The sequence below is a fragment of the Sphaerisporangium sp. NPDC004334 genome, assembly GCF_053602655.1.
In genome coordinates, this window is sequence record NZ_JBSGDZ010000006.1 from 326,097 (window position 1) to 348,527 (window position 22,431).

Genomic DNA, 22,431 nt, shown 5'->3' on the forward strand with positions numbered 1-22,431 from the left:
GCCGGGCATGCTCACCGTCGACGGCGTCTCGCGTTCCTTCGGGGGCGTCTACGCCGTCCGCGACGTCAGCCTCGACATCGCCGAGGGCGAGGTGCGCGGCATCATCGGCCCGAACGGCGCCGGCAAGTCGACGCTGTTCAACCTGATCACCGGCCACCTGCCCGCCGACCACGGCGCCATCGCGCTGCGTTCGGCCCCGCTGGACCGGCTGCCGCCGCACCGGCGCGCCGGGCTCGGGATGTCCATCGTCTTCCAGGGCGCTCGCGTGTTCCGCGGCATGACGGTGCGCGAGAACGTCATGGTGGGCGCGCACACCCGCGGGCGCACCGGTTTCGCCGCCGCCGCGCTGCGCCTGCCACGCCACCGCCGCGACGAGCGTGAGATCGCGCGGCGCGCCGACGAGGCCCTCGACCGGGTCGGCCTGGGCGCGTGGGCCGAGAGTCAGGCGGGCCTGCTGCCCCTCGGGCAGCAGCGGTCCATGCAGGTCGCCCGCGCCCTGTGCGCGCGGCCGAGCCTGCTGCTGCTGGACGAGCCGGCCTCGGGGCTGCGGGCCGCCGAACGCGAGGCGCTGGCCGTGCTGATCGAGGAGTTGCGGGCCGGCGGGCTGACGATCATGCTGATCGAGCACGACGTCGCGTTCGTCACCCGGCTCGCCGACCGGATCACCGTGCTCGACCTGGGCCGGGTGATCGCCGAAGGCACGCCCGGCGAGGTGCGCGCGGACCCGCACGTGGTCTCGGCCTACCTGGGAGACGCCTCATGACCCCGAGCGAACGTTCTCCGGGGCCCCCGCGCGGCCCACGCCCCGCCGGTTCGCGGGGAAGACGCCTCGCGGGGCGTCCCGAGGCGGCGGCATGATCGAGGTCAGGGACCTGGTCGTCACGTACGGTGCGGCGACCGCGCTCGACCACGTCCGGCTCTCGGTGCGGCGCGGCGAAATGGTCGCTTTGCTCGGCCCGAACGGCGCCGGCAAGTCCACCTTGGCCGACACGCTGTCGGGCATCCTCACCCCCGCCGCGGGGACGGTCGAGGTCACCGGCCGGCTCGCGCACATCCCCGAGGGCCGCCAGCTGTTCCCCGACCTCACGGTGGAGGACAACCTGGTGCTGGGCGGCTGGCGCGCGGGAACGCGCGACCCCTCCCCGGTCTTCGAGATACTGCCCGCGCTGGCCGGGCTGCGCCGGCGCCGCGCGGGCGTGCTGTCCGGCGGCGAGCAGCAGATGGTGGCCTTCGGCAGGGCCCTGATGTCCCTGCCGGAGGTCCTGGTGGTGGACGAGCTGTCGCTCGGGCTCGCCCCCATCGCCACCCGCGACCTGGCCGCCCACCTGGTGGAGCTCAACCGGGAGCGGGGGCTCACCGTGCTGCTCATCGAGCAGAACGCCCGGCTGGCCTTCGGCGTCTGCGAGCGGGCCTACGTGCTGGAGGCGGGCCGCGTCGTGGCCGAGGGGTCGTGCGCCGAGCTGGCCGAGGATCCCCGCGTCGCCCGCGCCTATCTCGGCGGCTCCGTCGAGGAGCCCCGGTCGTGACCGCCACCGCCCCGGCGACCGGGCCGGCGCCGCCCATGGAGCCCCGAGGGGTCCCGGGAGCGGTGGGCAGTGTGAGCGGCGTACCCCGGCCGGGAGGGCCATGACGTGAGAGAGTTCCTGACCTACCTGGTCAACGGCCTGGCCGTCGGCTGCGGGTTCGCCCTGGTCGCCAGCGGCCTGGTCGCCGTCCACCGGGTGACCGGCGTGGTGAACTTCGCCCAAGGCATGTTCGCCGTGGTCGCGGGGCTGAGCGGCTCGTGGCTGCTCGGCGCCGGCGTGCCGCACGGGCTCGGCGAGGCCGGCGCCGTCCTGATCGCCACCCTGGCCGGGCTGCTGACCGGCGTGCTCGCGATCGGCAGGCGCGGCACCACGCCCCAGTCATCGCTGATCATCACGCTCGGCGCCGGGGTGCTGGCCTACGCCGTCGAGATCGTCGTGTGGGGCGACCAGCCGCGCTCGTTCCCCGGCCTGCCGGGCTCGCTCACGATCGCCGGGGTCGGCGTCCAGAGGCAGCACCTGCTCGTCATCGCCGCCACCGCCGTGACCATCGCCGCGCTGGCCGGTTTCTTCGGCCGCACCTATCTGGGCAAGGCGCTGAGCGCGTGCGCCTCCAACCCCTACGCCGCCCGGGTGATCGGCATCGATGTCCGGAAGATGGGGCTGCTGGCCTTCGCCCTCGGCGGGCTGCTCGGCGGGGTGGCCGGGGTGCTGGTGACCCCGCTGCGGCCCATCTCGTTCGACACCGACGTCGCGCTCATCGTGAACGGCTTCGCCGCCGCCGTGTTCGGCGCCCTGACCCGTCCGGGGCTCGCTCTGGTGGGCGCGCTGCTGCTGGGCGTCGCGGAGTCACTGGCCGCCGGGTACGGCTACGGCGCCTACCAGACGGAGATCGCCCTCGGCCTGATGCTCGTGATCATGGTGCTGCAGTCGGCGCGGCGCCCCACCGTCCTCGGGGAGACCGTATGACCCGCCAGGTGCCCGGTCTGGCCGTCGCCGCCCTCACGCTGGCGCTGCCGGCGGTCCTGGACGACAGCGCCCTGACGGTGTACATCTTCCTCGGCCTGGCCGCGATGGTCACGGTCGGCGTCTCGCTGCTGATGGGCTACGCCGGCCAGGTGTCGCTCGGGCAGGGCGCGTTCTACGCGGTGGGCGGCTACACGGCCGGCATCCTGGCCGTGCGCGGCGGCCCGCCGCTGGTGGGACTGCTGGCCGCCCCGCTGGTCGCGGCGGCGTTCGCGGTCGTGGTGGGGCTGCCGCTGCTGCGGCTGCGCGGGCACCATCTGGCGTTCGCCACCCTGGCCATGCAGCTGATCCTGCTGTCGCTGGCGGGCCGGCTGTCGTTCACCGGCGGCGACATCGGGCTGCAGGGCATCCCTCAACTCGGCGCCGGCCCGTTCGAGCTGGGCGGCGCCGTCGGCTACGCCTACCTCACCTGGGCCGGCGTCGCGCTGGTGATGCTGGTGACCCGCAACGTCATCGCCTCGCGGCCGGGCCGCGCCCTGCGCGCCCTGGCCACGAGCGAGACCGCGGCGGCGTCCTCGGGCGTGCCGGTCGGCCGCTACAAGCTGGTGGTCTTCGCCCTGTCGGCCGCGTTCGCCGGGCTGGCCGGCGGCATCTACGCCTTCTACGCCGGGTACGTCGCGCCCTCCTCGTTCCCGGTGCTGCTGTCGATCGAGTACATCGTCATGGCCGTGGTCGGCGGGCTCGGCACCGTCTGGGGCGCGGTGGTGGGCGCGACCGCGATCACCCTGCTCGTGCAGGCGCTCAACGTGGTCGGGACGGCGCCCGGGATGCCGAGCTACGCCCCCGGCGTGCTGTCCTACGCGGTCTACGCGCTGGTGCTCATCGTGGTCGTGCTGTTCCTGCCGCAAGGGCTGGTGCCGGCCCTCACCTCCCGGCTCCGGCGAGGGCCTTCTCAGAGTGGGCGGTGACCTGAGGCTCCTCGTCGTCGTCCTCGCCGTGGCCGGCGACCGACAGGTCGGGAAGGATCCGGTCCAGCCAGGCCGGGCACCACCAGTTGAGCCGGCCCAGCAGCACCATGGTGGCCGGCACGAGCAGCCCGCGGATGACCGTGGCGTCCACGGCGATGGCCACCGCGAGACCCACGCCGAACACCTTCACCAGCGGGTCGGGGTAGGCGATGAAGGCGACGAACACCACCACCATGATCAGCGCGGCCGAGGTGATGACGCGGCCGGTCGCCCCGAGCCCCTCGGCGACCGCGCGCCGGTTGTCGCCGTGGCGCTGGTAGGCCTGGCGCACCGAGGTCAGCAGGAAGACCTCGTAGTCCATGGACAGCCCGAACAGCACCGCGAACAGCATCAGCGGCACGTAGGAGTCGATGGGCACGGTGAAGAACAGCGTCGACAGGTAGGAGCCCTCGGCCGAGACCGGCGGGTCCAGGCCGACCAGGCCGCTGCCGAGCCCGTAGGAGAACACGATGGCCAGCGCGCCGAACGCCGCGCCGAGCGAGATGAGGTTCATCAGCGCCGCCTTGATGGCCACCAGCGGCGCCCGGAAGGCGAGCAGCAGGAGCAGGGCGCTGAGCAGCACGACGACGCCGATGACCGAGGGGGTGCGCTCGGCGATGCGGTCACTGGCGTCCGCCATGCCGGCGACCTCGCCGCCGACGTGCAGCCGCGCCCCGGGGATGCCGAGGGCGCGCATGTCCCGTACGACGTCGCCGGCGCGCGGGTCGCTGGGCGCGTACCGGGTGACCACCTGGAACAGCACCGACCGGCCCGACACGTTGACCTTCGCGGGCGAGACGTAGGTGACGCCCGGGACGTCGGCCAGGCGGTCGCCGACGCGCTTGACGGCCGGGGCGGGCGGGTCGCCGGCGGCGACCGCGGCGTCCAGCTCGCCGACCACGATCAGCGGGCCGTTGCTCCCCGGCCCGAACCCGGTCTCCATCAGCTCGTAGGCCCGGCGGGCGTCCTGCCCCCGGTCGGCGTAGCCGTCGTCGAGCGGGCCGAGCTTCAGCGCCAGGGCGGGGGCGGCCAGGGCGCCGAGCACGGCGATCGCCACCACGAGCACCCGCCACGGGCGTCCGGCGACCCAGGTGCCAAGGCCCGCCCAGCCGCTCGCCGCCGAGTGCGCCGCGTCCCGCCGCGGGCCGACGAACGGGACGCGCAGCGCGTTGATCCGGTGACCGAGCAGGCCGAGCAGCGCGGGCACCAGGGTGAGGGAGGTGAGCACGGCGCAGACGACGGAGATGCCGGTGATCCAGCCGAGCGTGCGCAGCAGCGGGAAGCCGCCGAGCATGAGCGCGGTGAGCGCGATGACGACCGTGCCGCCGGCGAAGAAGACCGCCCCGCCCGCGCCCTGGGCCGTCCGGCGGACCGACTCCTGCACCGGCACCCCGTCGGCCAGCAGCTTGCGGTGCCGCGACAGCAGGAACAGGGCGTAGTCGATGCCCACGCCGAGCCCGATCATGGACGCCATGACCGACGCCTGCTTGGGCACGTCCACCAGGTGGCCGAGCAGGCCGATGACGCCGAGCCCGACGCCCAGGCTGATGAGGGCGGTGAAGACGGGCACGAGCGCGGCGACCAGCGTGCCGAACGCCAGCAGCAGCACCAGCAGGGCGCAGGCCACCCCGATGATCTCGCTGCTCCCGGTCTTGATCTCCTTGTCGGCGGGGGTGCCGTTGTCGGCCAGGACGGCCTCCACGCCCGCCGCGCGCACCGGCTCGACGGCCGCCGAGATGCTCCGCGAGGTCGCTGCCAGGTCGCCGGGGTCGTTGCCGGAGAGCCGGACGGTGATGACGCCGATGACCAGGTTGCGGGACAGGCCGCCGACCCGGTACGGCGTGTCCACCTGGACCACGTGCGGCACGTCGCGCACCAGCGCCATGGCGCGCTCGACGGCGCGCTTGCGTCCGGCGTCGATGAGAGGCTTGTCCTTGGAGTACAGGACGACCTGGAAGGTGCCGCCGGGGTCGTACCCGGGGCCGAAGCCCTGGCGCATCAGGTCGTGCGCCTGCTGGGCGTCGGTGCCGGGGATGGAGACGTTGTTGCTGACCGGTCGTCCGAACACCAGCGTGCCCGCGGTCAGCGCCGCGGCGAGCAGGATCCAGGCGGCCAGCACGAGGCGGCCGTGTCTCGCGCACCAACCGCCCAATCGGCCGAGCATGCTAGCCATCGGTGACCGTCCCAGACAGTATTGGTGGATTCGGAAACACGCCGGAAACATCCTTCTGTACGGCCGTGCAGGACGTACGTCAAAGAGCTTAGGCGGGAATATCGTTGGACGCCCGACCGAGCTGAGAAGTGAGACGATGACCACAATCGACCGCGGTGGTGAAACGCGCACCCGCATCCTCGCCGCCGCACGCCAGCTGTTCGCCGAGCGCGGCTACGCCGCCACCTCGCTGTCCGACATCGCCGCTCGCGTCGGCCTGACCAAGACGGCCGTGGCCTACCATTTCCACCCCAAGGACCGCCTGGCCGCCGAACTCATCGCCCCCGCGGCCGACGACCTCGTCGCGCTGCTCGACGGCGACCACGGCGGCGATCCCCGCGCCTTCATCGAGCCGCTCACCGCGTTCGTCGTGCGGTACCGCGCCGTCATCGGCCTGCTCATGGAGGACATCGGCGGAGCCGACCAGGCCACCCCCGGCTCGCCCCGCGAGGCCATCCGGGCCTTCCGCGACGAGATCCACGCCCGGCTCGCCGGGCCCTCCCCCGATGACGCCGCCCGGGTGCGGGCGTGGGCGGTCATGGGCTCGCTGCAACTGGCGGTGGTCAAGACGATGGACCTGCCCGAGAAGACCGTGCGCGACCTGGTCCTCACCGCCGCGCTCGCCGTCCACGACGCGTCCCTGCCGCCGGGAGCCGTCGAGTCGCCCGGGTCCGCCACATCGCACGACCAGGCCGGGTGACGGTGACAGGCCACCACGAGGACACCCCTCCGCCCGCCGGCCCGGAGGCACCGCTCAGGTGGCCCGACGCCGGAGCCGACCCTCCCGCCGATCGCCCCGCCATCCTGCGGGGACTGGAGACGGCGCTGCTGCGCCCGCCGCTGACCGTGCTGATCCAGGGCGAGGCGGGCATCGGCAAGTCCCACCTGCTGGCCGAGACCGAGGCCCTGGCCACGACCATGGGCTACCGCGTCCTGCACGGCCAGGCCCGCGACTTCGGCAGCGGCCTGGCCTACGCCTCCCTCGCCGACGCCCTCGGGCCGTTGCACGCCGAACCGGCCGCGCGCGAACCGCTCAAGGAACTGCTGGACGCCATCGACCAGGCCGCGCTCGGCGTCACCGGCGCCGCCCCGGCCGTGCGCACCGCCAACCTGCTGGAGTCGCTGCCCGGCCGCACCTTCCTCGCCATCGACGACCTGCACCTGGCCGACGCCGACACCGTGGGCGCGCTGTCCTACCTGCCCCGCCGCGTGCGCGGCCTGGCCGTCGCCGGCACCGCCCGCCGGCTGCCCGCCATGGACGCCGACCTGGTGGTCAGGCTCAGCCCGCTGTCGCTGGAGGAGGTCGCCGCGCTGGTGAGCGGCCTGCTCGGCCGGGTGCCGAGCGAGGCGACCGTGCGCCGCGTGCACGCCGAGAGCCGCGGCAACCCGTGGTTCGCCCGCGAGGCGGTGCTCACCCTGGTGCAGGGCGGCGCCGTTCAGTCCGCCTTCCCCGGGGACCGCCGCGGCGCCATCCTCAGCCGGCTGTTCCAGCGCGACCAGGGAGGCCGCGGCCTGGCCCGGGTGCTGGCCGCGCTGCGCCGCACCCGGCCCGCCTCCACGACCGACCTGCCCGCGCTGGCCGAGGTCGCCGGCCTGGACGCGGCCGACGCCGAGCGCGCCTTCGACGGCTTGGTGCGGGACGGCCTGGTCGAGCCCACCCGCGAGGGCGCCTACGAGTTCACCCACCCGCTGGTCGCCGAGGCCCTGTACGCCGACCTCGGGCCGGCCGAGCGGCGGCGCGTCCACGCCCGCATCGCCGAACTGCTCCACCGGCAGGGTCTGAGCGGCACCCGGCGGGTGCTCGAGTGGGCCACCCACGTCGCCGAGGGCGGCAGCAGCGCCGAGGCGCTCACCGCCATGCTGCGCGCCGCCGAACTGACCCGCTGGACGGCGCCGCTGTCGGCCGCCCACTGGTACGGCAGGGCCGCCGAACTGGCCCCCGCCGAGGAGCGCGGCGTGCTGCTGTCCCGGCAGGCCCTGTCGTACTGGAAGGGCTCACGGCCGGCCGACGCCCTGGGCGCCGGCCAGGCCGCCCTGGCCGTGCTCGCCCCCGGGCGCCGGCACACCCGCACCGCGCAGACGATGGTCAACGCCGCGCACGCCATGGGCCGGTACGAGGTCGCGGTGTCCATCGCCGCCGAGCGGCTTCCCCACGCCGACGACCCGACCGCCCTGCTGGCCCAGCAGGCGGTCATCAGCACCCAGCTCGGCCTTCCCTCGGCCGGCCTCGCCGAGGCCGCGTGGCGGGCGCTTCCGGGATGCCCGGCGCAGGACCTGGTGATCGCCCTCAGCGCGCTGGCCGGGGACGCGATCATCAAGGCGCGGTGGGAGGAGACCGAACGCGCCCTCGACGCGCTGCTGTCGGCCTCGGCCGCGCTGCCGCCGGCCGGCCGGCTGGCCGGGCTGGAGTCGGCCGCGCACATCCTGGCCAGCGCCGGCGCGCGCACGCGGGCGCTGGACCTGCTGTCGCAGGCCGAGCAGATCTACCGGGGGCTCGGCTGGCACAACATCGCCGGGCAGCATGCGCGCACCATGGCCGTCGTCCGCCGGCTCGGCGGCGAATGGGAGCACGCCCTGCGCGACATCCGCTCCGACGCGGTCGCCCTCACCGAGGCCGGGCTGTGGGAGAACGTCGCCCTGCTGCGCAACATCGAGGTGGACATCCTGCTGGACCAGGGACGCTATGACGAGGCCGGGCGGCTGCTCGCCGACCCGCCGCCCAACTGCGTGCTCCAGCTCTCGCTGCGCGCCGTGTTCAAGGCCCGGCGCGCTCTCGGGCTCGGCGACCGGGGCACCGCCGCCCGCCTGCTGGACCAGGCCGCCTCCGGGCCGCCCGACGTCCGGCACCGCGAGTTCGCCATCCGCGTCAACATGCACGCCACCGCCGGCGAGCTGGACGCGGCCCGCGCCGCGGCGACCGCGCTCGCCGAGACCGCCCGCACCGGCACCCCGCGGGCGCGGATGTCCGCCGAGCTGGCCGGCGCCATGGTCTTCGGGGACGCCGCCGCCGCCGAGGCCGCGCTGGAGACCGCGCGGGCGGACGGCCTGCGCTTCGAGGAGGGCAAGGCCCGGCTGGTCCTCGGCGCGCTCGCCGACGGCTCCCACCTGGTCAGGGCGCACGCCATCTTCACCGACCTCGGCGCCGCCCCCTGGCGCGACCGCGCCGCCCGCGCGATGCGGCAGGCCGGGCTGGTCCCCTCCCCTTCCACCGGGCTCACGCCCGTCGAGCGGCGCGTGGTCGAACTGGTCGCCGAGGGCATGTCCAACCCGCAGATCGCCGACGAGCTGCACTACAGCCGCAAGACCGTCGAGGTGTACCTCTCCCGCGTGTACGCCAAGACCGGCCTGCGCTCCCGCGTCGAACTCGCCCTCGCCCACGAACGCGGCGAGGTCTGACCCACCCGAACCCGGACCCGGACTGACCCCACCCTGGACCCGCGGCCCCACCCCCACATCCGGAGATCAGGGTCCTCATGGAAGCCTCGGGTCTCGGTCTCGCATGGCGACCGGAGCCGGAAGGGGCTCGGTGTTCACCCGACAAAGGCGGTGCGGAGAATGTCGGGCGCTCGGGGCCGGTGTCCCCGCACGATGGGGGGCATGCACGACATGGATGACATGAATGACATCAGTGACATGAGTGACACGGCGTTGGTATCCCGCTTCCTCCGCGACGGCTTCGTGAAGCTGGAGGGCGCCGTCGCGCCGCGCGTGGCCGACCACTGCGCCCGGCTGCTGTGGCGGGAGACGGGCTGCGATCCGGGCGACCCGGCGACGTGGACGCGGCCCGTCCACTGGGTGGGCGACATGGCGCAGGGCCCGTTCGCCGCCGCACCCAACTCCCCGTCCCTGCACCGCGCCTACGACCTGCTCGTCGGCGCGGGACGCTGGCAACCGCGCTACTCGCTGGGCACCTTCCCGCTGCGCTTCCCGCACGAGGAGGAACCGGACGACGCGGGCTGGCACATCGAGGGGAGCTATCTGCCGGAGGGCGAGAGCTGGTACTTCACCAACCTGCGCTCCCGGGGCCGGGCGCTGCTGATGTTGTTCCTGTTCAGCGAGGTCGGTGAGCAGGACGCCCCCACCCGGATCCGGGTCGGCTCACACCTCGACGTGCCCAAGGTGCTGGAGAAGCACGGAGAGGACGGGGCCAGCGGGCTGGCCCTCGCACCCGATCTGGTGGCGGCGTCCGACCACCGGCCACTCGCCCTCGCCACCGGGTCCCCGGGTGACGTCTTCCTGTGCCATCCGTTCCTGGTGCACGCCGCGCAACCGCACCACGGGGTGTGTCCGCGCTTCATGGCCCAGCCGCCGCTGATGCCGGCCGCGCCGTACGAACTGGAGCGGGCCGACGGCGCGTACTCACCCGTGGAGATCGCGATCCGCCGGGGCCTGGGACAGCACACCCCCGGTCCGGACGGGGACGGCGCCGGCCGCGGCGCCGGGTAGACACCCTTCACCCGCTCCTGTGACCAGGCGGAGAACAAGTCTCCGGGTCCCCGGGTCCCCGGCAGCGGCACGTCCGGCGCACTGCAGAGCAGGTCTCACCACTCCCCGAGCACCGGCGGCCGAAGCAGGCGGCGCCGCCGATGTCGGGTCCCGCGTGGTCGGGCACTGCCTAGTGTGGTGGTCGTCAAGAGGAAGGGGGCCCGGCGTGCTGGAGCGGCTGAACCAGGCCATGGAGCACATCGAACGCCATCTCGACCAGGCCGTCGAGGTGGAGGAGCTGGCACGCGTCGCGGCCACCTCGGAGTACCACCTGCGCCGGATGTTCTCCGCGCTCGCGGGCATGCCGCTGTCGGAGTACATCCGGCGCCGCCGGCTCACCCTCGCGGGCGCCGAAGTACTCGCGGGGCGTGAGACGCTGCTGGAGATCGCGGTGCGCTATGGCTACGGCTCCGGGGAGGCGTTCGCGCGGGCGTTTCGCGCCATGCACGGCATCGGGCCGGGCGAGGCCCGGCGTACCCGCGCCGCGCTCAGCTCCCAGTCCCGGATGGCCTTCCGTCTCACCATCGAAGGTAGCAGCAGCATGCGATACCGCGTTGTGGACAAGCCGGACTTCACCGTCGTCGGGCTCAAGACCCGGGTGCCGCTGGTGCATGCGGGGCCGAACCAGGCCATCATCGACTTCGTCCGCGCGATCGACCCGCGGACCCTGGAGCGCCTGGAGAAACTGTCGGACCAGGAGCCGCACGGCATCGTCGCGGTCTGCGACGACCTGGATCCCAGCCGCGCCGAGGGCACCGACCTCGACTACTACCAGGGCGTGATCACCTCCGGGGCCGCTCCGGAGGGCACGACCACGCTGGCCGTACCGGCCGGCGCCTGGGCGGTCTTCACCACCTCCGGGCCGGCGCCGCGGGCCATCCAGGAGCTGTGGCGGGATGTGTTCACCGAGTGGTTCCCGTCGAACCCGTACCGCACCCGCACCGGCCCCGAGATCGTGCGCATCCGCCTGTCGCCGGAGAAGACCGAGGCCGACGCCGAACTGTGGCTCCCGGTGGAGCCCGAGCACGGCTGAACAGAGCCCGCCGGGCGCATCGGGGCGTGACGCCGCTTCCCGCCGTCCTCACGGCAGTGGGCGGCGTCGGCCGGTCATCTCGCCGCCCGGCCCGCGCGTAGGGCGGGCCAGGTGGTGAGGGTGGCGGCGCCCACCGCGATGGTCAGGCACGCGCCCACCACGCCCAGCAGCAACGGCCCCGGCAGGACGAGCGCGACCGGAGTCGCCATGGCCTCCTCCAACCCCGCGCGCATCCCGAGTAGCGCGGGGAGCGCCACCGCCAGGCCCAGCACCGTCCCGAGGATGACCACGAGCGCCGACTCGGCGGCCACCGTCCCGAGCACCTGCCGGGTCGTCGCGCCGGACAGGCGCAGCACGGTCATGTCGCGGAGCCGGCCGGCCGCCGCCATCATCAGCGTGTTGGCGATCGCGACGGCCGTGTAGCCCGCCGACACGACGACCAGGAAGACGGTGAAGATCCACACGAGCCGGTCGTCCTCGGTGTCGGCCAGGGCCCGATAGGTCGCGAGGTCGACCACCCGGGCGCCGAACCCGGACGGCGGCGGCCCCGCGCTCTCGCCCAGGACGAACGCCTCGTCGGCGAGCACCGACCGGTCATGCGTCCTGACCAGGTCCCGCGGCACCAGCACGCCGCCCGGTCCGCCCTCGACCACCGCGATCACCCGTAGCGGCACGTCGATGCCGTCCTCGAAGGCCGCTCGCACCGTGCGGCCAGGCGTCCAGCCCCACTTGTCCGCCACCCACGACGCGACGGCGATGCCGTCCCCCCGCTCGCCGAAACCGTCGAGCGACCCCGACAGCACGCGGAGCCTTCCCCATCCCCGCGCGACCAGCTCGGGGGTGACGCCCGCGGTGGGCGCGGCGTCGCCGTCCCGCCTGTACAGGGCCGTGGTCAGTATGGACGTCGCGCCGGCCGCGGAGACCGCCGCGTCGGAAAGGCCGGGCACGCCGTCCGCGACCACCATCGCCTTCACCGGGAAGGAGGTGGTCCGCGCGGACACGAACGCGCCCGCCGTCGTCTGCACCATTCCGGTGATCAGCACGGCGAACCCCACCGTGACCAGTACGGGCGTCGCCGTCGAGGCGGTGCGCCTGACCGCGGCCAGCGCGCTCTCCCGCACCAGCATTCCCGCCGCGCCGCGCAGCCGTCCGAGCGGCCAGGTGAGCGCCCGCACCACCACAGGGACGACGGCCGGACCGAGCAGGGCGAGGCCGATGATGAGCGCCATCGCGGTGAAGAGGCCGGAGGTCACCAAACCGCCGCCGCCGGTGCTCGCGGTGAGCACCGCGCCGGCCAGGCCGCCGGCGCAGAACAGCAGGCCGGCGATCCACCGGCCGCGCGGCATCGGCCGCTCGTCCACCCCGGCCTCGCGAAGCGCTTCCAGCGGGCGCACCCGGGCGGCACGCCGCGAGGCCGACCCCACGCCGAGCAGGGCGACGATCACACCGACCGCGAACGAGCCGGCGAGCGGGGCCGGCCGCGGTTCCACCGCGAACCCCCGCGGTTCGAAGCCGGCCTCCACCAGCAGGTCTCCGAAGACCGGAGCGAGCAGGGCGCCGAGCGCGGCCCCCGCCGCCGCGGCGGCGACCCCGACCACGAGCGCCTCGCCGTACACCATCGCGCGGACCTGGCGGGGGGTCGCCCCGACGGCCCGCAGCAGCCCGAACTCGTGCCGCCGCTGCGCCACGCCGAACGCGAACGTCGAGGCCACCACGAAGATCGAGACGAACGCCCCCATGACCGCCATGGCGGTGAGCACCTGCATACCGATCCAGCGGATCCGCGCGTCGTCCAAGGGCTCCAGCGCGGCCCGCGCCTCGCCGGCGAACACCCGGCCGTCGCCGCCCGTGACCGCCCGCGCGGCGGCCTCGACCGCGGCGAGGTCCGCGTCCGGCGCGGTGACCAGCCCGATCGTCCGCACCCCGCCGGCGAGGGTCTCCGCTTCGGCGTCGCTCAGGTACACGCCCGGCGCGTCGACGGTGCCCGAGACCGTGTGGACCGCGGGTCCTCTCGCGGTCAGCACGGTGACCCGGGCTCCCGGGGCGAGGCCGAGCGCCCGGTCGAGCACGACCTGCCCCGGGCCCCGCGGCGCCGTGCCGGACGCCAGACGGTAGGGGGCCAGCGCCGCGGCGGACCAGGCGTACCCCTGGTGGGCCTCGACCGGTTCGCCCGCGATGACGGCCTGCGCGTAGAAGGATTTGTCGGGTATGGCCCGCGCCACGCCGGGGATGCCGCCGAGCCGCTCGGTGAGCGCCGCGGCCGTCTCGGGCGACCAGGGCCGGTCGGGCGTGAAGTTCCCTTCCTGCCGCTCGATCGCCGGCACCGCCACCAGGACGGCGGCGCCCGCGAGCCGGGCCGGGAGCCGGGGCCCCGCCGAGAAGAACGCCTGGGAGGTCACCGACAGGATCGCCACCGCCAGGAAGAGCGTCACGAACGTGCCGGCGAAGGTGGTCCAGCGCTCACGCACCCCGGCGACGCCCAGCCACGCGCCACCGCCCGAACGCCGCGACCCGCCGCCACCAGCACCCCCCACCACGCCGCCTCCCGCACGCTCCACCACACCGCTTCCCACACGCTCTGTCACCGCGCCGCCTCCCGCACGCTCCACCACACCGCTCCCCGCACGCTCTGTCCCCGCGCCGCCCGCGGTCGCGTTCAGCATGCCGACCGCTCCAGACCTGTCATGCGGGCCGCGACCGACTCCGCGTCGATGTTCCCGGTGAACTCCTCCACCAGCCGGCCATCGGCCAGGAACAGCACCCTGTCCGCGTGGGCGGCCGCGACCGGATCGTGCGTCACCATGACCACCGTCTGCCCCTGGTCGTCGACCATGCCGCGCAGCAGGCGCAGGACCTCGCGGGATGCCTTGATGTCCAGCGCGCCGGTCGGCTCGTCGGCGAACACCACGGCCGGCCGGGTGATCAGAGCGCGCGCGATGGCCACCCGCTGCTGCTCTCCGCCGGAGAGCCGGCTCGGCCTGTGGCCCGCGCGCTCGGCCATCCCGACCCGCCCCAGCGCCGCGCGAACCTCTGCTGAGGCGACCGCCCGCCCCGCCAGGCGCAGAGGCAGCGAGACGTTCTGCTCCGCGGTGAGCGCGGAGACCAGGTTGAACGCCTGGAAGACGAACCCCACCCGCTCGCGTCGCAGCACGGTCAGAGCGGTCTCTTTCAGCGTGGCGAGGTCGGTGCCGTCGATGACGACCTTCCCACCGTCGGGCCGGTCGAGCCCCGCCGCGCACTGCAGCAGCGTGGACTTCCCCGAGCCGGACGGGCCCATGACGGCCGTGAAGGTGCCGGTGGGAAAGCCGGTCGTCACCCCGTCGAGCGCGGTCACCTCATGGGCGGCCGTGCGGTAGGTCTTGCGCACCGACCACAACCGCACGGCGTCCGGGGGGTCCGTCCCCGCACGCCCCATGCCTGAATTGGGCGCATCCGGGCGAGCCATTCCTGCGCGGTCCGTGCTCAGGCGACTCATGTCCGTGCGGGCCGTCTCTGCGTTCTCCATGAGGCCAAGCCAAGCCGGTCGGAGGCGGCGGCACATTGGCGCTACGGCGAGGACCGGAGGTAGACCCAGCACTACTGTGCGGGCCACACAGGTCCGATAACGTCGGGACGTGCTCGCCCGGACCGCGCTCGAGGCCCTCACCCGCAGACCGTCGGCGTTCCTGCGGTCGCCCTGGCCGTGGCGTTCGCTGGCGTACCTGCTGTCCAGCGCCTATCTCGCCCTGGCCGCCGCCGCCCTGGCCGCCCTCGCGTACCTGTACGGGCTCGCGGTCGCCTGCGCCGTCCTGCCGCCGCTCGTCGTGGTGAGCGGGCTTGCCGCCGCGCGGCTCGAGCGGGCGCGGCTCGGCCTGGTGGACCTCCGCCCCGCCACCGACCCGCACCGGCCCCCCGAACGGCCGGGCGTGCGCGCCTGGTTCGCCACTCGGCTGCGCGAACAGGCCACCTGGCGTGAGATGGCCCTCCTGCCGGTCGCGATGGTCATGTGGTTCGTCGACCTGGGCGTGGCGTTCCAGGCGATCTGGTTACCGCTGCTGCTGCTGTCGGGGCCGTTGCAGCCCACCCTCGACCTTTTGACCGGCTGGCTCGTGGCCGCCGGTGGGCTTCTGCTGTTCCCCGTGGCCGCCTATGTCGTCACCGCCTGGGCGGGCACCCGGGCGAGCATCGTCCGCGCGGTCCTCGCGCCGGACGACGCCGAGGTCGTCCGCTCGCGCGCCCGGCTCGTCGACGCGTTCGAGAGCGAGCGGCGGCGCATCGAGCGCGACCTGCACGACGGGGCCCAGCAGCGGCTGGTCTCGCTCACCATGAAGCTGGGGCTCGCCCTGCTCGACCTGCCACCGGGGTCGCCGGCCGCCGTCCAGATCGACCAGGCGCACGGGGAGGCCAAGAGAGCGCTGGCGGAGCTGCGCGAGCTGATCCGCGGCATCCATCCGCACGTGCTGACCGATCGTGGGCTGCCCGCCGCCGTGCTCGACGTGGCGGGCCGGTCGCCGGTCCCCGTCGAGGTGGACATCTCCCTGCCCGCGCGGCTGCCCGGCCCGATCGAGGTGACCGCCTACTACGTCACCACCGAGGCGCTGGCGAACGTGGCCAGGCACAGCGCGGCGAACCACTGCCTGGTCCGCGGCAGGCTGCTGGACGACACGCTGGTGCTCCAGGTGGAGGACGACGGCGTCGGCGGCGCCGACCCGGCGGCGGGGTCGGGGCTGTCCGGGCTCGCCGACCGGCTCGCCGTCGTCGACGGCGTCATGACCGTGTCCAGCCCGCCCGGCGGCCCCACCTCGCTTCGAGTGGAGATTCCGTGCCCCCTCTCCGCGTAGCCATCGCCGAAGACGTCGTCCTGCTGCGCGAGGGGCTGGCCGGGCTGCTCGAACGGTTCGGTCACCAGGTCGTCGCGTCGGTCGGCGACGCCGGCGCCCTGCTGGACGCCGTGCGGGAACACGAGCCCGACATCGTGGTCATGGACGTCCGGATGCCGCCCGACTTCACCGACGAGGGCGTGCGCGCCGCCCTGGCCCTGCGGGCCGACCGCCCGAGGACGGCGGTGCTGCTGCTCAGCCAGTACGTCGAACAGACCTACGCGGCCGAGCTCCTCGACATGGGCACGGGCGCGGGCATCGGTTACCTGCTCAAGGACCGCGTCGGCGACGTCAGGGACTTCGTCGACGCCCTTGAGCGGGTCGCCGCCGGCGGCACGATCGTCGATCCCGAGGTCGTCCGGCAGATGCTCGGCCGCCGCCGCGCCCCGCTGGCCCGTCTGACCCCCCGCGAGCGGGAGGTGCTCGGGCTCATCGCCGAAGGCCGCTCGAACGCCGCCATCGCCCGGCGGCTGGTGGTCACCGAGGCGGCGGTGTCCAAGCACATCGCCGGCATCCTGGCCAAGCTGGACCTGCCGCCCGCCGAGGACGACCACCGCCGCGTCCTGGCCGTCCTCACCTACCTGCGAGGCTGACACCTCGTCGCACGCGGCCGGAGCGGACGGGGCACCTAGGCCGCGCGCCACGTTCGCCGGAGCCCCGCCACGTCTACCGCGGCCCCTACCGCGACCGGCGGGGACTGCGGTTGACAATGTCGATCACGAGAGAGCGGGAATCAGCGATGAGCCCGGGAGCCGCCGGTCGCCGGGGAGCCCGACACCGCCGGGCTTTTCGCCGCCGAAGGCGATGTGCTCTGCTCGACGATCTTCCCCCCGGCGTTGGCGTAGAGCACGTAGACCCAGTACGCGAAGTAGGGGGACGAGAGGTACCGCTTGCCGTCGGCGGTGACGACCAGGCTGACGACTCCCTTGACGTAGCCCATCTTCTTGGTGGCGTCGTACTTCAGGATGAACGGCCCGCCGATCGCCTGGTCGGACAGCTTGCAGGCGATGCCCATCTGGTTGTTCACGCCGTATCTCCGCTGCGGCGCGGTGGTCTTCGACGGCCCGGCGCAGTAGCCGGGCGTTTGCCGGGTGCCGTAGCCGAACGCGGCGAAGACCTGCGCGTCCTTCTGGCTCCAGGTGAAGCCCTGACCCCCCACCACCTCGCCGAGCGTGCCCGCGTCCTCCCAGGCTTCCCCGTCACGCTTGAGAGCGTCGTGCACGGTGACGAAGGCGGCGTCGAAGTGAACCGCGCCCCTGCCATCAGTCACCGGGTTCATCTGAACGCCCCGCCCCGGGTGGAGGGTGATCGGGTCCAGATCAGTTCCAGGGTGTCGTCGTGGTTCGCGGCCTCGGCGAGGATCCTCGTCGGGGTGCCGTAGAGGTCCACCACGGCCGCCTGTGAACCGGGCGCGCCGCGCCGCCACACCACGAGGTGCTCGTCGTCGTACCACGCCACGGGCCGCCCGTCGATCTCCAGGTGAGCCAGCAGGCGTCCGGTCCCGGCCTGGTGGACGCAGAAGTCCTGCGGACGGTCCGCGCACCCGGCCAGGAAGCGAGAGCGCCCGGGCGACAGCCGGTCGCCGGTTCCGTCCGCCGTGTCTCCCACGTGGGACAGTTCGCTGGTCCGCCGCCCGGTGAGGTCGAACGAGCGCAGCAGGTGGTGGATCAACCCTCCCTCGAAGGAGGTGAAGGAGGCGCTGACCGTCCGCGCGTCGGCGTTCCAGTGGAAGGAGGAGTCCTGGACGGCGTCCCGTTGAGAGTCGATCCAGACAGGGCGGACGCGCCCGGAGAGCGGGTCGACGATGACGAACCGCGCCTCGTCCCGCCTGGTCAAGATCAGTCTGTCGGAGTCGGACCAGGACGGGCCGTACAGCTTCGGCAGGGCGTCGACGCGGCGTTTGCGCCCGCTGCTTCGGTCGACGATGTCCAGCCGCCGGCCGCCGGCGACGCTCACGGCCCAGCGGCCGTCGGACGAGACGGTGGCCGGCCCGGCGAGCCGGATGGTGAACCGCCCAGAACGGTCGCGCAGGCGGGTGGTCCGCCCCTGCCGGTAGCCGATGACGCTGATCGGGTCGCCGGCCATCGGCCGTACGGTGACCGCCGTGCCGGGCAGCACGACGGGAGGCGGCATGCCGGGCGACGTGACCGGCGGCGGGTCGCTCTCGTGCGAGACCGGACCCGGTTCGGGGACGGCGAGCGGGCGGACGGCCTGGGGGACTCGGCCGAGACGGGCGACCGCCTCCTTCGCGACGCGGGGCAGGCGGTCGCGCAGCGGCAGGTACGGAGAACGAACCCAGACGATGTGCCGGGCCCGCCGGACGACGATCGCGCCGTCGCGCGGACCGGACGCGAACGCCTCGTCGCCGAGATCGGGGACCGGGTGGCCGTCCAGCGTGTCGCGCGTCTCCCGCCAGAGGGCGGCGGCGCCGTCCGCGCTGGACGCGCTCCACACTCCGAGGGTGAAGCGCATGCCCGCCGCGTCGGTGAAGTCGCACAGCAGGTGCGGCGCCCGGCCGGACGGCTCGGCGCGCACGCCCGGACGCGGGGCGAGCAGGTCGCACGGGTCGGGCCGGGGCGCGGTCACCGGCAGCCTCCCGGGCACAAGGTCCACGGCGGCGAGGGCGAGCCGTGGCGCGCGGCCGGGCCCGGTCACGCGCTCGGCGGTGAACAGGGTGGCCCGGCGCATGCCGAACGGCCGGTAGGCCACCGGGAGCACCTGCCTGCCGATGACGGCGCGGGCAGGGTCGATCAGGTCGACGGTCCGCCCGAGCGCGTCGCCGTCGCTGAGCACTCCGAGCACGGGCGAGCCCTGAGCGGCGCCGAGCTCTCGAGCGGCGCGCAGCGCCTGGACGTCTCCGGCCGGGTAGGACAGAAGGATGGCCTCACCGGCGGCGCGGGGCGGGATGCAGCCCGGCATGCACGACGCGACACGGCCGGTCGCGCGCCCGGTGGCTGCGCGGAGCAGGGTGAACCCGTCGCCGTCCGCGACCGCGACCGTTCCGGGCAGCAGCCGCAGGTCGCGAACGGAGGCGAAGTCGGCCCGCCAGCGCGACCGGCCGTCGGCCGGGTCCAAGGCGAACACCGCGACCGTCGTCCGGCAGCCGGCGACCACCACGACCACTCCGCCGTCGGACGCCGACTGGGACGGCGTCGCGCAGGACGGAGGCGGCCGCCACGTCCAGCGGGTGCTCCCGGTCGCCGGGTCCACCCCCTCCAGCCGTCCTTTGTCGGGAGACCACGCGGGGACCACGCCGGCGGCCTCCCCCGCGTAGGGGCCCCGCCAGACTCCCGCCCTGGTCAGCCCGTCCCGCCGCCACAGTTCCCCGCCGTCGGCGAGCGATGCGGCCCGCAGGTCGCCACTCTCCCCGGTGGGGGCGGCGTGCGAGGTGGCGAGCACCAGCCGCCCGGCCGGGACGAGCCAGTCGACGGGCTCGGTGTCACGGAGCGGGCGCCGCCAGCGCTCCTCGCCGCTGCCGGCGTCCACGACCGCGAGCAGCGCGCTGGTGACCACCACCACGTCCTGGCCGGCCAGGACCGCGTTCCCGTACATCGCGGCGGGATAGTCGGCCCGCCAGCGCGTCCCGGCCTCGGCGGTCAGGACGGTCCAGGACACGGCGCCGGCCGGGAGCGCGCACGTCAGCAGGACGACGGCCACGACGAGCGCCGCCCGCCACGGTGCACCGCCTCGCCCTGCGCGGCGGCGCCCTCGAGCCTCCCGGCGCGTCAGCGGCATGGACGGTTCCTGCCGGCCACCCGGAAGACGGCGGCCAGCGTCGGGCTGTCGTAGGCCACGCGGTAGGCGGGCGCCCTTCCGGTGAGGCGGAACGGCTGCCCGTCCGGGGCGGTGAAGTACGCGTGCTGGACGGAGGTGTCGTGGCCGTAGACGTAGTCGACCTGGATGTCCCACTCGTAGGCGCGCTCTTGCGCCGTGACGGTGAAGTCCACACTGGCCCGCTCGCCGTAGGCCAGGTCGATGTTCTTGTCCAGGAAGTGGCCTCCTTGCTTGGCCTTTCTTCCCTGGTAGAGATCGTCCAGGCTCACGATGACCTTGAACACGTCGCTGCTGGCGGAGCTCGGCATGCGAAAGCACGTCCCCGCCGCGTTGGGCATCGACCGGCGGACGCGGGGACGCACGTCCACGACCCTGAGCGGGTCACGCCGCTGCCCTTGCAGCACGATCGTCACGTTCATCGAGCCGATCCACGCGCCGCGCTCTCGCGCGATGAAGGCCACCAGCTTGCCCTCGTCCGGATCGGAACCGTGCAATATGCCACCGGGTCCGCCCCTGATGGCCTGGCGGAAGGCGAAGTGGTCGCCGGTGCCGACGGGCGAGTAGACCGAGCCGGTGAGTCTCGGCGTCTCCCGGTAGTCGGCCCAGGCATCCTGTGCCTGCGACCACGTCGCGAGCAAGACGGTGCCGATGATGGTGGCTAAGCCCGCTCCGATCGCCGCGACGAACCACTTCATGGACGTGCCGAGCGTCCGCACGACCGGACCTCCCGACCGGACCTCCTCCGCGCCGCCCGGCTCTTCCGCGTCGCCGGCCGCCTCCGCGCCGCCCCGCTCCTGCGGGCCGCCCGGCTTCTCCACGTCTCCCGCTCCCTTCACGCGGCCCGGCTTCTCCGCGCCGCGCGCTCGGCTGGGCTTCGGTTGTGGTGCTTCGGGGGGACGGGAGCGTGGCGGGGGCGTGCCCCTGGGCGGTCTGCGGGCGCGGGTCACCGGTGTCCTCGCAGGGCGTCGGCGGCCGTCTCCGCCGCGTGCCTGGCGGTCGAGCTCTCCCCGTACGCCTCGACCAGGAGGAGCGTGGATCGCGTCCGCATCATGATCGAGTCCTTGGCGTCGTCGAAGTACACCGCCTCGTCGGCCCCGCGGACCGGCGCCAGCCGAACCGGCGCGGCGATCCGCCCGGTGCTGCCGAGGCTCGCCACGGCCTGCCGCGCCTCCCGCTCGCTGCCGTACACCCAGCTCACCGAGACGACGACCTGGGCGCGACCCGCCTGGAGAGGCGTAAGGGCGCAGGACACCGGGGTCGCCAGGCCCAGCTCGGCGGGCGCGGGCCCGGCCACCGCCGGCCGGTAGGCGGCGCCCGTCCGCTCCGTGAGCACACCGGGCGTGAGCAGGGCGCACGGGTCGGGCCACGCGCTTGCGGGCACGCCGCCGCGCGCGCCCCACCCGCCGCCGATGGCCACGGCGCGGGCGGTGTCCGCGAGCGTCAGTGGCGGCGAGACGGTCGTGAGCGGGAGCCCGGTGGTGGCGTCCCAGACGTCGACCACGCGCAAGGGAGCCCAGATCATCAGCGGGTGCGGGACGGCCCCGGCGACGGCGACGAGCCCGCGCCGGCCATCAGCCGTCACCTCGGGCTGCGAGTAGGTGCGCCGGGCGACCACCGCCCCGGTGTCGAGCCGGATCACCTCCAGGTCGGTGGCCCCCGCCTGGTCGTCCGCGGTCACGAACCCGTGGCCGCGCAGGACGACGGCGTCGCACAGACATCCCGCCCGCGACCGGTCGTAGACGACCCGCCCGCCGGGGGTGACGATGGCGATCGAGTGCGGCGTGGTCACCACGGCCACGCCGTCGGTCACGGTCAGCGTCGGCTCGCCGGCGGGACGCACCTCGGTCTCTCCGCGCAGCGTGCCGTCGCGCGCGTCGAAGCGGAGCACGCGCACGTGCCCGCCCTTGCACCGGGCGAGGATCGTGACCCGCCGCTCGTCCACCAGCCCGCGCGGCTCGCCGTCGATGGGATGTTCGACCGTGCCGAGGCTCCGGCATCCGCCGGGTAGCCGCGCCGCCCAGCCCAGGCGGCCGTCGGCGAGATCGAGGGCGTGGACGGCGCCGAGCGCGGGGATGTCCAGGACTGCCCGCCCGTCCGCGAGGCCGAGCAGGTAGAAGTACGGCCGGCCGGCCCCGTCCTCCAGGCGGCCGGAGGTGATCGTCCACCGCACCGAGCCGGTGACGGCGTCGAGGGCGGTCACGCGGCGCGGCCTGCCCGGCGCCTCGTCGAAGTACTCGCTCTCCCCGTCCTCGGCGTCCTGCACGAGGAACCGGCCGTAGGACAGGGCGCCTTGGGCCGACCCGAGCGCGCGGCCGGCCGTGGCCGAGCGCCACAGCGTCCGTCCCCGCCGGTCGCTGCCCTGTGCCACCTCGCCGTCGACCGTGACCGTGACGCCGGACGCCGGCGGGGCCGCGCGGGACGGGACACCGGCGGCGCCGGAGGCTCCCGACGAGCCCGGGGCGGCGAGCAGCGCGCAACCGGCCAGGACGAACCCGGCCGCCGGGCCTGCCCGGCATTTGTCTCGGCGCATGGCTCCTCGCAGGGAATTGAGCGGGGGATGGACGGCACTGGA

Annotated in this window: 17 protein-coding genes; 10 read left to right on the forward strand and 7 right to left on the reverse strand. The window is 74.5% G+C overall.

Annotated features, from left to right (window positions below; genetic code table 11):
• Nucleotides 1-7: 7 nt before the first annotated feature.
• From ACWEN6_RS09975 to ACWEN6_RS09990, 4 genes are all read left to right on the forward strand, one after another.
• Nucleotides 8-763, forward strand: coding sequence for an ABC transporter ATP-binding protein (locus ACWEN6_RS09975; RefSeq protein WP_452569852.1), 756 nt, complete (start codon nt 8-10; stop codon nt 761-763).
• 91 nt (nt 764-854) lie between these two features.
• Nucleotides 855-1,526 carry an ABC transporter ATP-binding protein gene (locus tag ACWEN6_RS09980; protein WP_452569853.1) on the forward strand — a complete coding sequence of 224 codons (672 nt, stop codon included), beginning with the start codon at nt 855-857 and terminating at the stop codon, nt 1,524-1,526.
• A gap of 105 nt (nt 1,527-1,631) precedes the next feature.
• Nucleotides 1,632-2,492, forward strand: a complete 861-nt coding sequence (locus ACWEN6_RS09985; RefSeq protein ID WP_354835361.1) for a branched-chain amino acid ABC transporter permease — start codon at nt 1,632-1,634, stop codon at nt 2,490-2,492.
• On the forward strand, nt 2,489-3,457 hold the full coding sequence (locus tag ACWEN6_RS09990; protein WP_452569854.1) for a branched-chain amino acid ABC transporter permease: 969 nt from the start codon (nt 2,489-2,491) through the stop codon (nt 3,455-3,457). The genes ACWEN6_RS09985 and ACWEN6_RS09990 overlap by 4 nt, the downstream gene beginning before the upstream one ends.
• Here the strand turns inward: ACWEN6_RS09990 and ACWEN6_RS09995 are convergent.
• Nucleotides 3,414-5,660 carry an MMPL family transporter gene (locus ACWEN6_RS09995; RefSeq protein WP_452569855.1) on the reverse strand — a complete coding sequence of 749 codons (2,247 nt, stop codon included), beginning with the start codon at nt 5,658-5,660 and terminating at the stop codon, nt 3,414-3,416. The two genes, ACWEN6_RS09990 and ACWEN6_RS09995, sit on opposite strands and share 44 nt — an antisense overlap.
• Nucleotides 5,661-5,805: 145 nt before the next feature.
• On the opposite strand from ACWEN6_RS09995, the gene ACWEN6_RS10000 reads away from it, so the two are divergent.
• From ACWEN6_RS10000 to ACWEN6_RS10015, 4 genes are all read left to right on the forward strand, one after another.
• Nucleotides 5,806-6,408: a TetR/AcrR family transcriptional regulator gene (locus ACWEN6_RS10000; protein ID WP_452569856.1), complete on the forward strand. Its 603-nt coding sequence runs from the start codon at nt 5,806-5,808 to the stop codon at nt 6,406-6,408.
• The gene (locus ACWEN6_RS10005) at nt 6,405-9,104 is read left to right on the forward strand and encodes a LuxR C-terminal-related transcriptional regulator (protein ID WP_452569857.1); all 2,700 of its coding nucleotides are present in this window, start codon (nt 6,405-6,407) and stop codon (nt 9,102-9,104) included. The genes ACWEN6_RS10000 and ACWEN6_RS10005 overlap by 4 nt, the downstream gene beginning before the upstream one ends.
• A 237-nt stretch (nt 9,105-9,341) precedes the next feature.
• Nucleotides 9,342-10,154 carry a phytanoyl-CoA dioxygenase family protein gene (locus tag ACWEN6_RS10010; protein WP_452569858.1) on the forward strand — a complete coding sequence of 271 codons (813 nt, stop codon included), beginning with the start codon at nt 9,342-9,344 and terminating at the stop codon, nt 10,152-10,154.
• Between the two features lie 205 nt (nt 10,155-10,359).
• On the forward strand, nt 10,360-11,226 hold the full coding sequence (locus ACWEN6_RS10015) for an AraC family transcriptional regulator (RefSeq protein ID WP_452569859.1): 867 nt from the start codon (nt 10,360-10,362) through the stop codon (nt 11,224-11,226).
• A 74-nt stretch (nt 11,227-11,300) separates the two neighbouring features.
• Here the strand turns inward: ACWEN6_RS10015 and ACWEN6_RS10020 are convergent, their stop codons facing one another.
• Both ACWEN6_RS10020 and ACWEN6_RS10025 read right to left on the reverse strand, forming a co-directional pair.
• Entirely contained in the window at nt 11,301-13,811 is a 2,511-nt protein-coding gene (locus ACWEN6_RS10020) for an FtsX-like permease family protein (RefSeq protein ID WP_452569860.1), read from the reverse strand.
• A gap of 71 nt (nt 13,812-13,882) precedes the next feature.
• Nucleotides 13,883-14,641: an ABC transporter ATP-binding protein gene (locus tag ACWEN6_RS10025; RefSeq protein ID WP_452569861.1), complete on the reverse strand. Its 759-nt coding sequence runs from the start codon at nt 14,639-14,641 to the stop codon at nt 13,883-13,885.
• A 199-nt stretch (nt 14,642-14,840) separates the two neighbouring features.
• Between ACWEN6_RS10025 and ACWEN6_RS10030 the strand changes: the two genes are divergently transcribed.
• Together ACWEN6_RS10030 and ACWEN6_RS10035 are read left to right on the forward strand one after the other, a co-directional pair.
• Nucleotides 14,841-16,046: a sensor histidine kinase gene (locus tag ACWEN6_RS10030; RefSeq protein ID WP_452569862.1), complete on the forward strand. Its 1,206-nt coding sequence runs from the start codon at nt 14,841-14,843 to the stop codon at nt 16,044-16,046.
• Nucleotides 16,028-16,678: a response regulator gene (locus tag ACWEN6_RS10035; protein WP_452569863.1), complete on the forward strand. Its 651-nt coding sequence runs from the start codon at nt 16,028-16,030 to the stop codon at nt 16,676-16,678. The genes ACWEN6_RS10030 and ACWEN6_RS10035 overlap by 19 nt, the downstream gene beginning before the upstream one ends.
• A gap of 140 nt (nt 16,679-16,818) precedes the next feature.
• On the opposite strand, the gene ACWEN6_RS10040 is transcribed toward ACWEN6_RS10035, so the two are convergent.
• The 4 genes from ACWEN6_RS10040 to ACWEN6_RS10055 all read right to left on the reverse strand — a co-directional run bounded on the left by ACWEN6_RS10040 (nt 16,819) and on the right by ACWEN6_RS10055 (nt 22,389).
• Nucleotides 16,819-17,355 (reverse strand): hypothetical protein, encoded by a 537-nt coding sequence (locus tag ACWEN6_RS10040; RefSeq protein WP_452569864.1) that lies wholly within the window; start codon nt 17,353-17,355, stop codon nt 16,819-16,821.
• Nucleotides 17,356-17,360: 5 nt separating this feature from the next.
• Nucleotides 17,361-19,820, reverse strand: coding sequence for an outer membrane protein assembly factor BamB family protein (locus tag ACWEN6_RS10045; RefSeq protein WP_452569865.1), 2,460 nt, complete (start codon nt 19,818-19,820; stop codon nt 17,361-17,363).
• Nucleotides 19,811-20,677, reverse strand: a complete 867-nt coding sequence (locus tag ACWEN6_RS10050; RefSeq protein WP_452569866.1) for a hypothetical protein — start codon at nt 20,675-20,677, stop codon at nt 19,811-19,813. Before ACWEN6_RS10050 ends, ACWEN6_RS10045 begins: the two co-directional genes overlap by 10 nt.
• Before the next feature lie 125 nt (nt 20,678-20,802).
• Nucleotides 20,803-22,389: an outer membrane protein assembly factor BamB family protein gene (locus ACWEN6_RS10055; RefSeq protein ID WP_452569867.1), complete on the reverse strand. Its 1,587-nt coding sequence runs from the start codon at nt 22,387-22,389 to the stop codon at nt 20,803-20,805.
• Nucleotides 22,390-22,431: the final 42 nt, after the last annotated feature.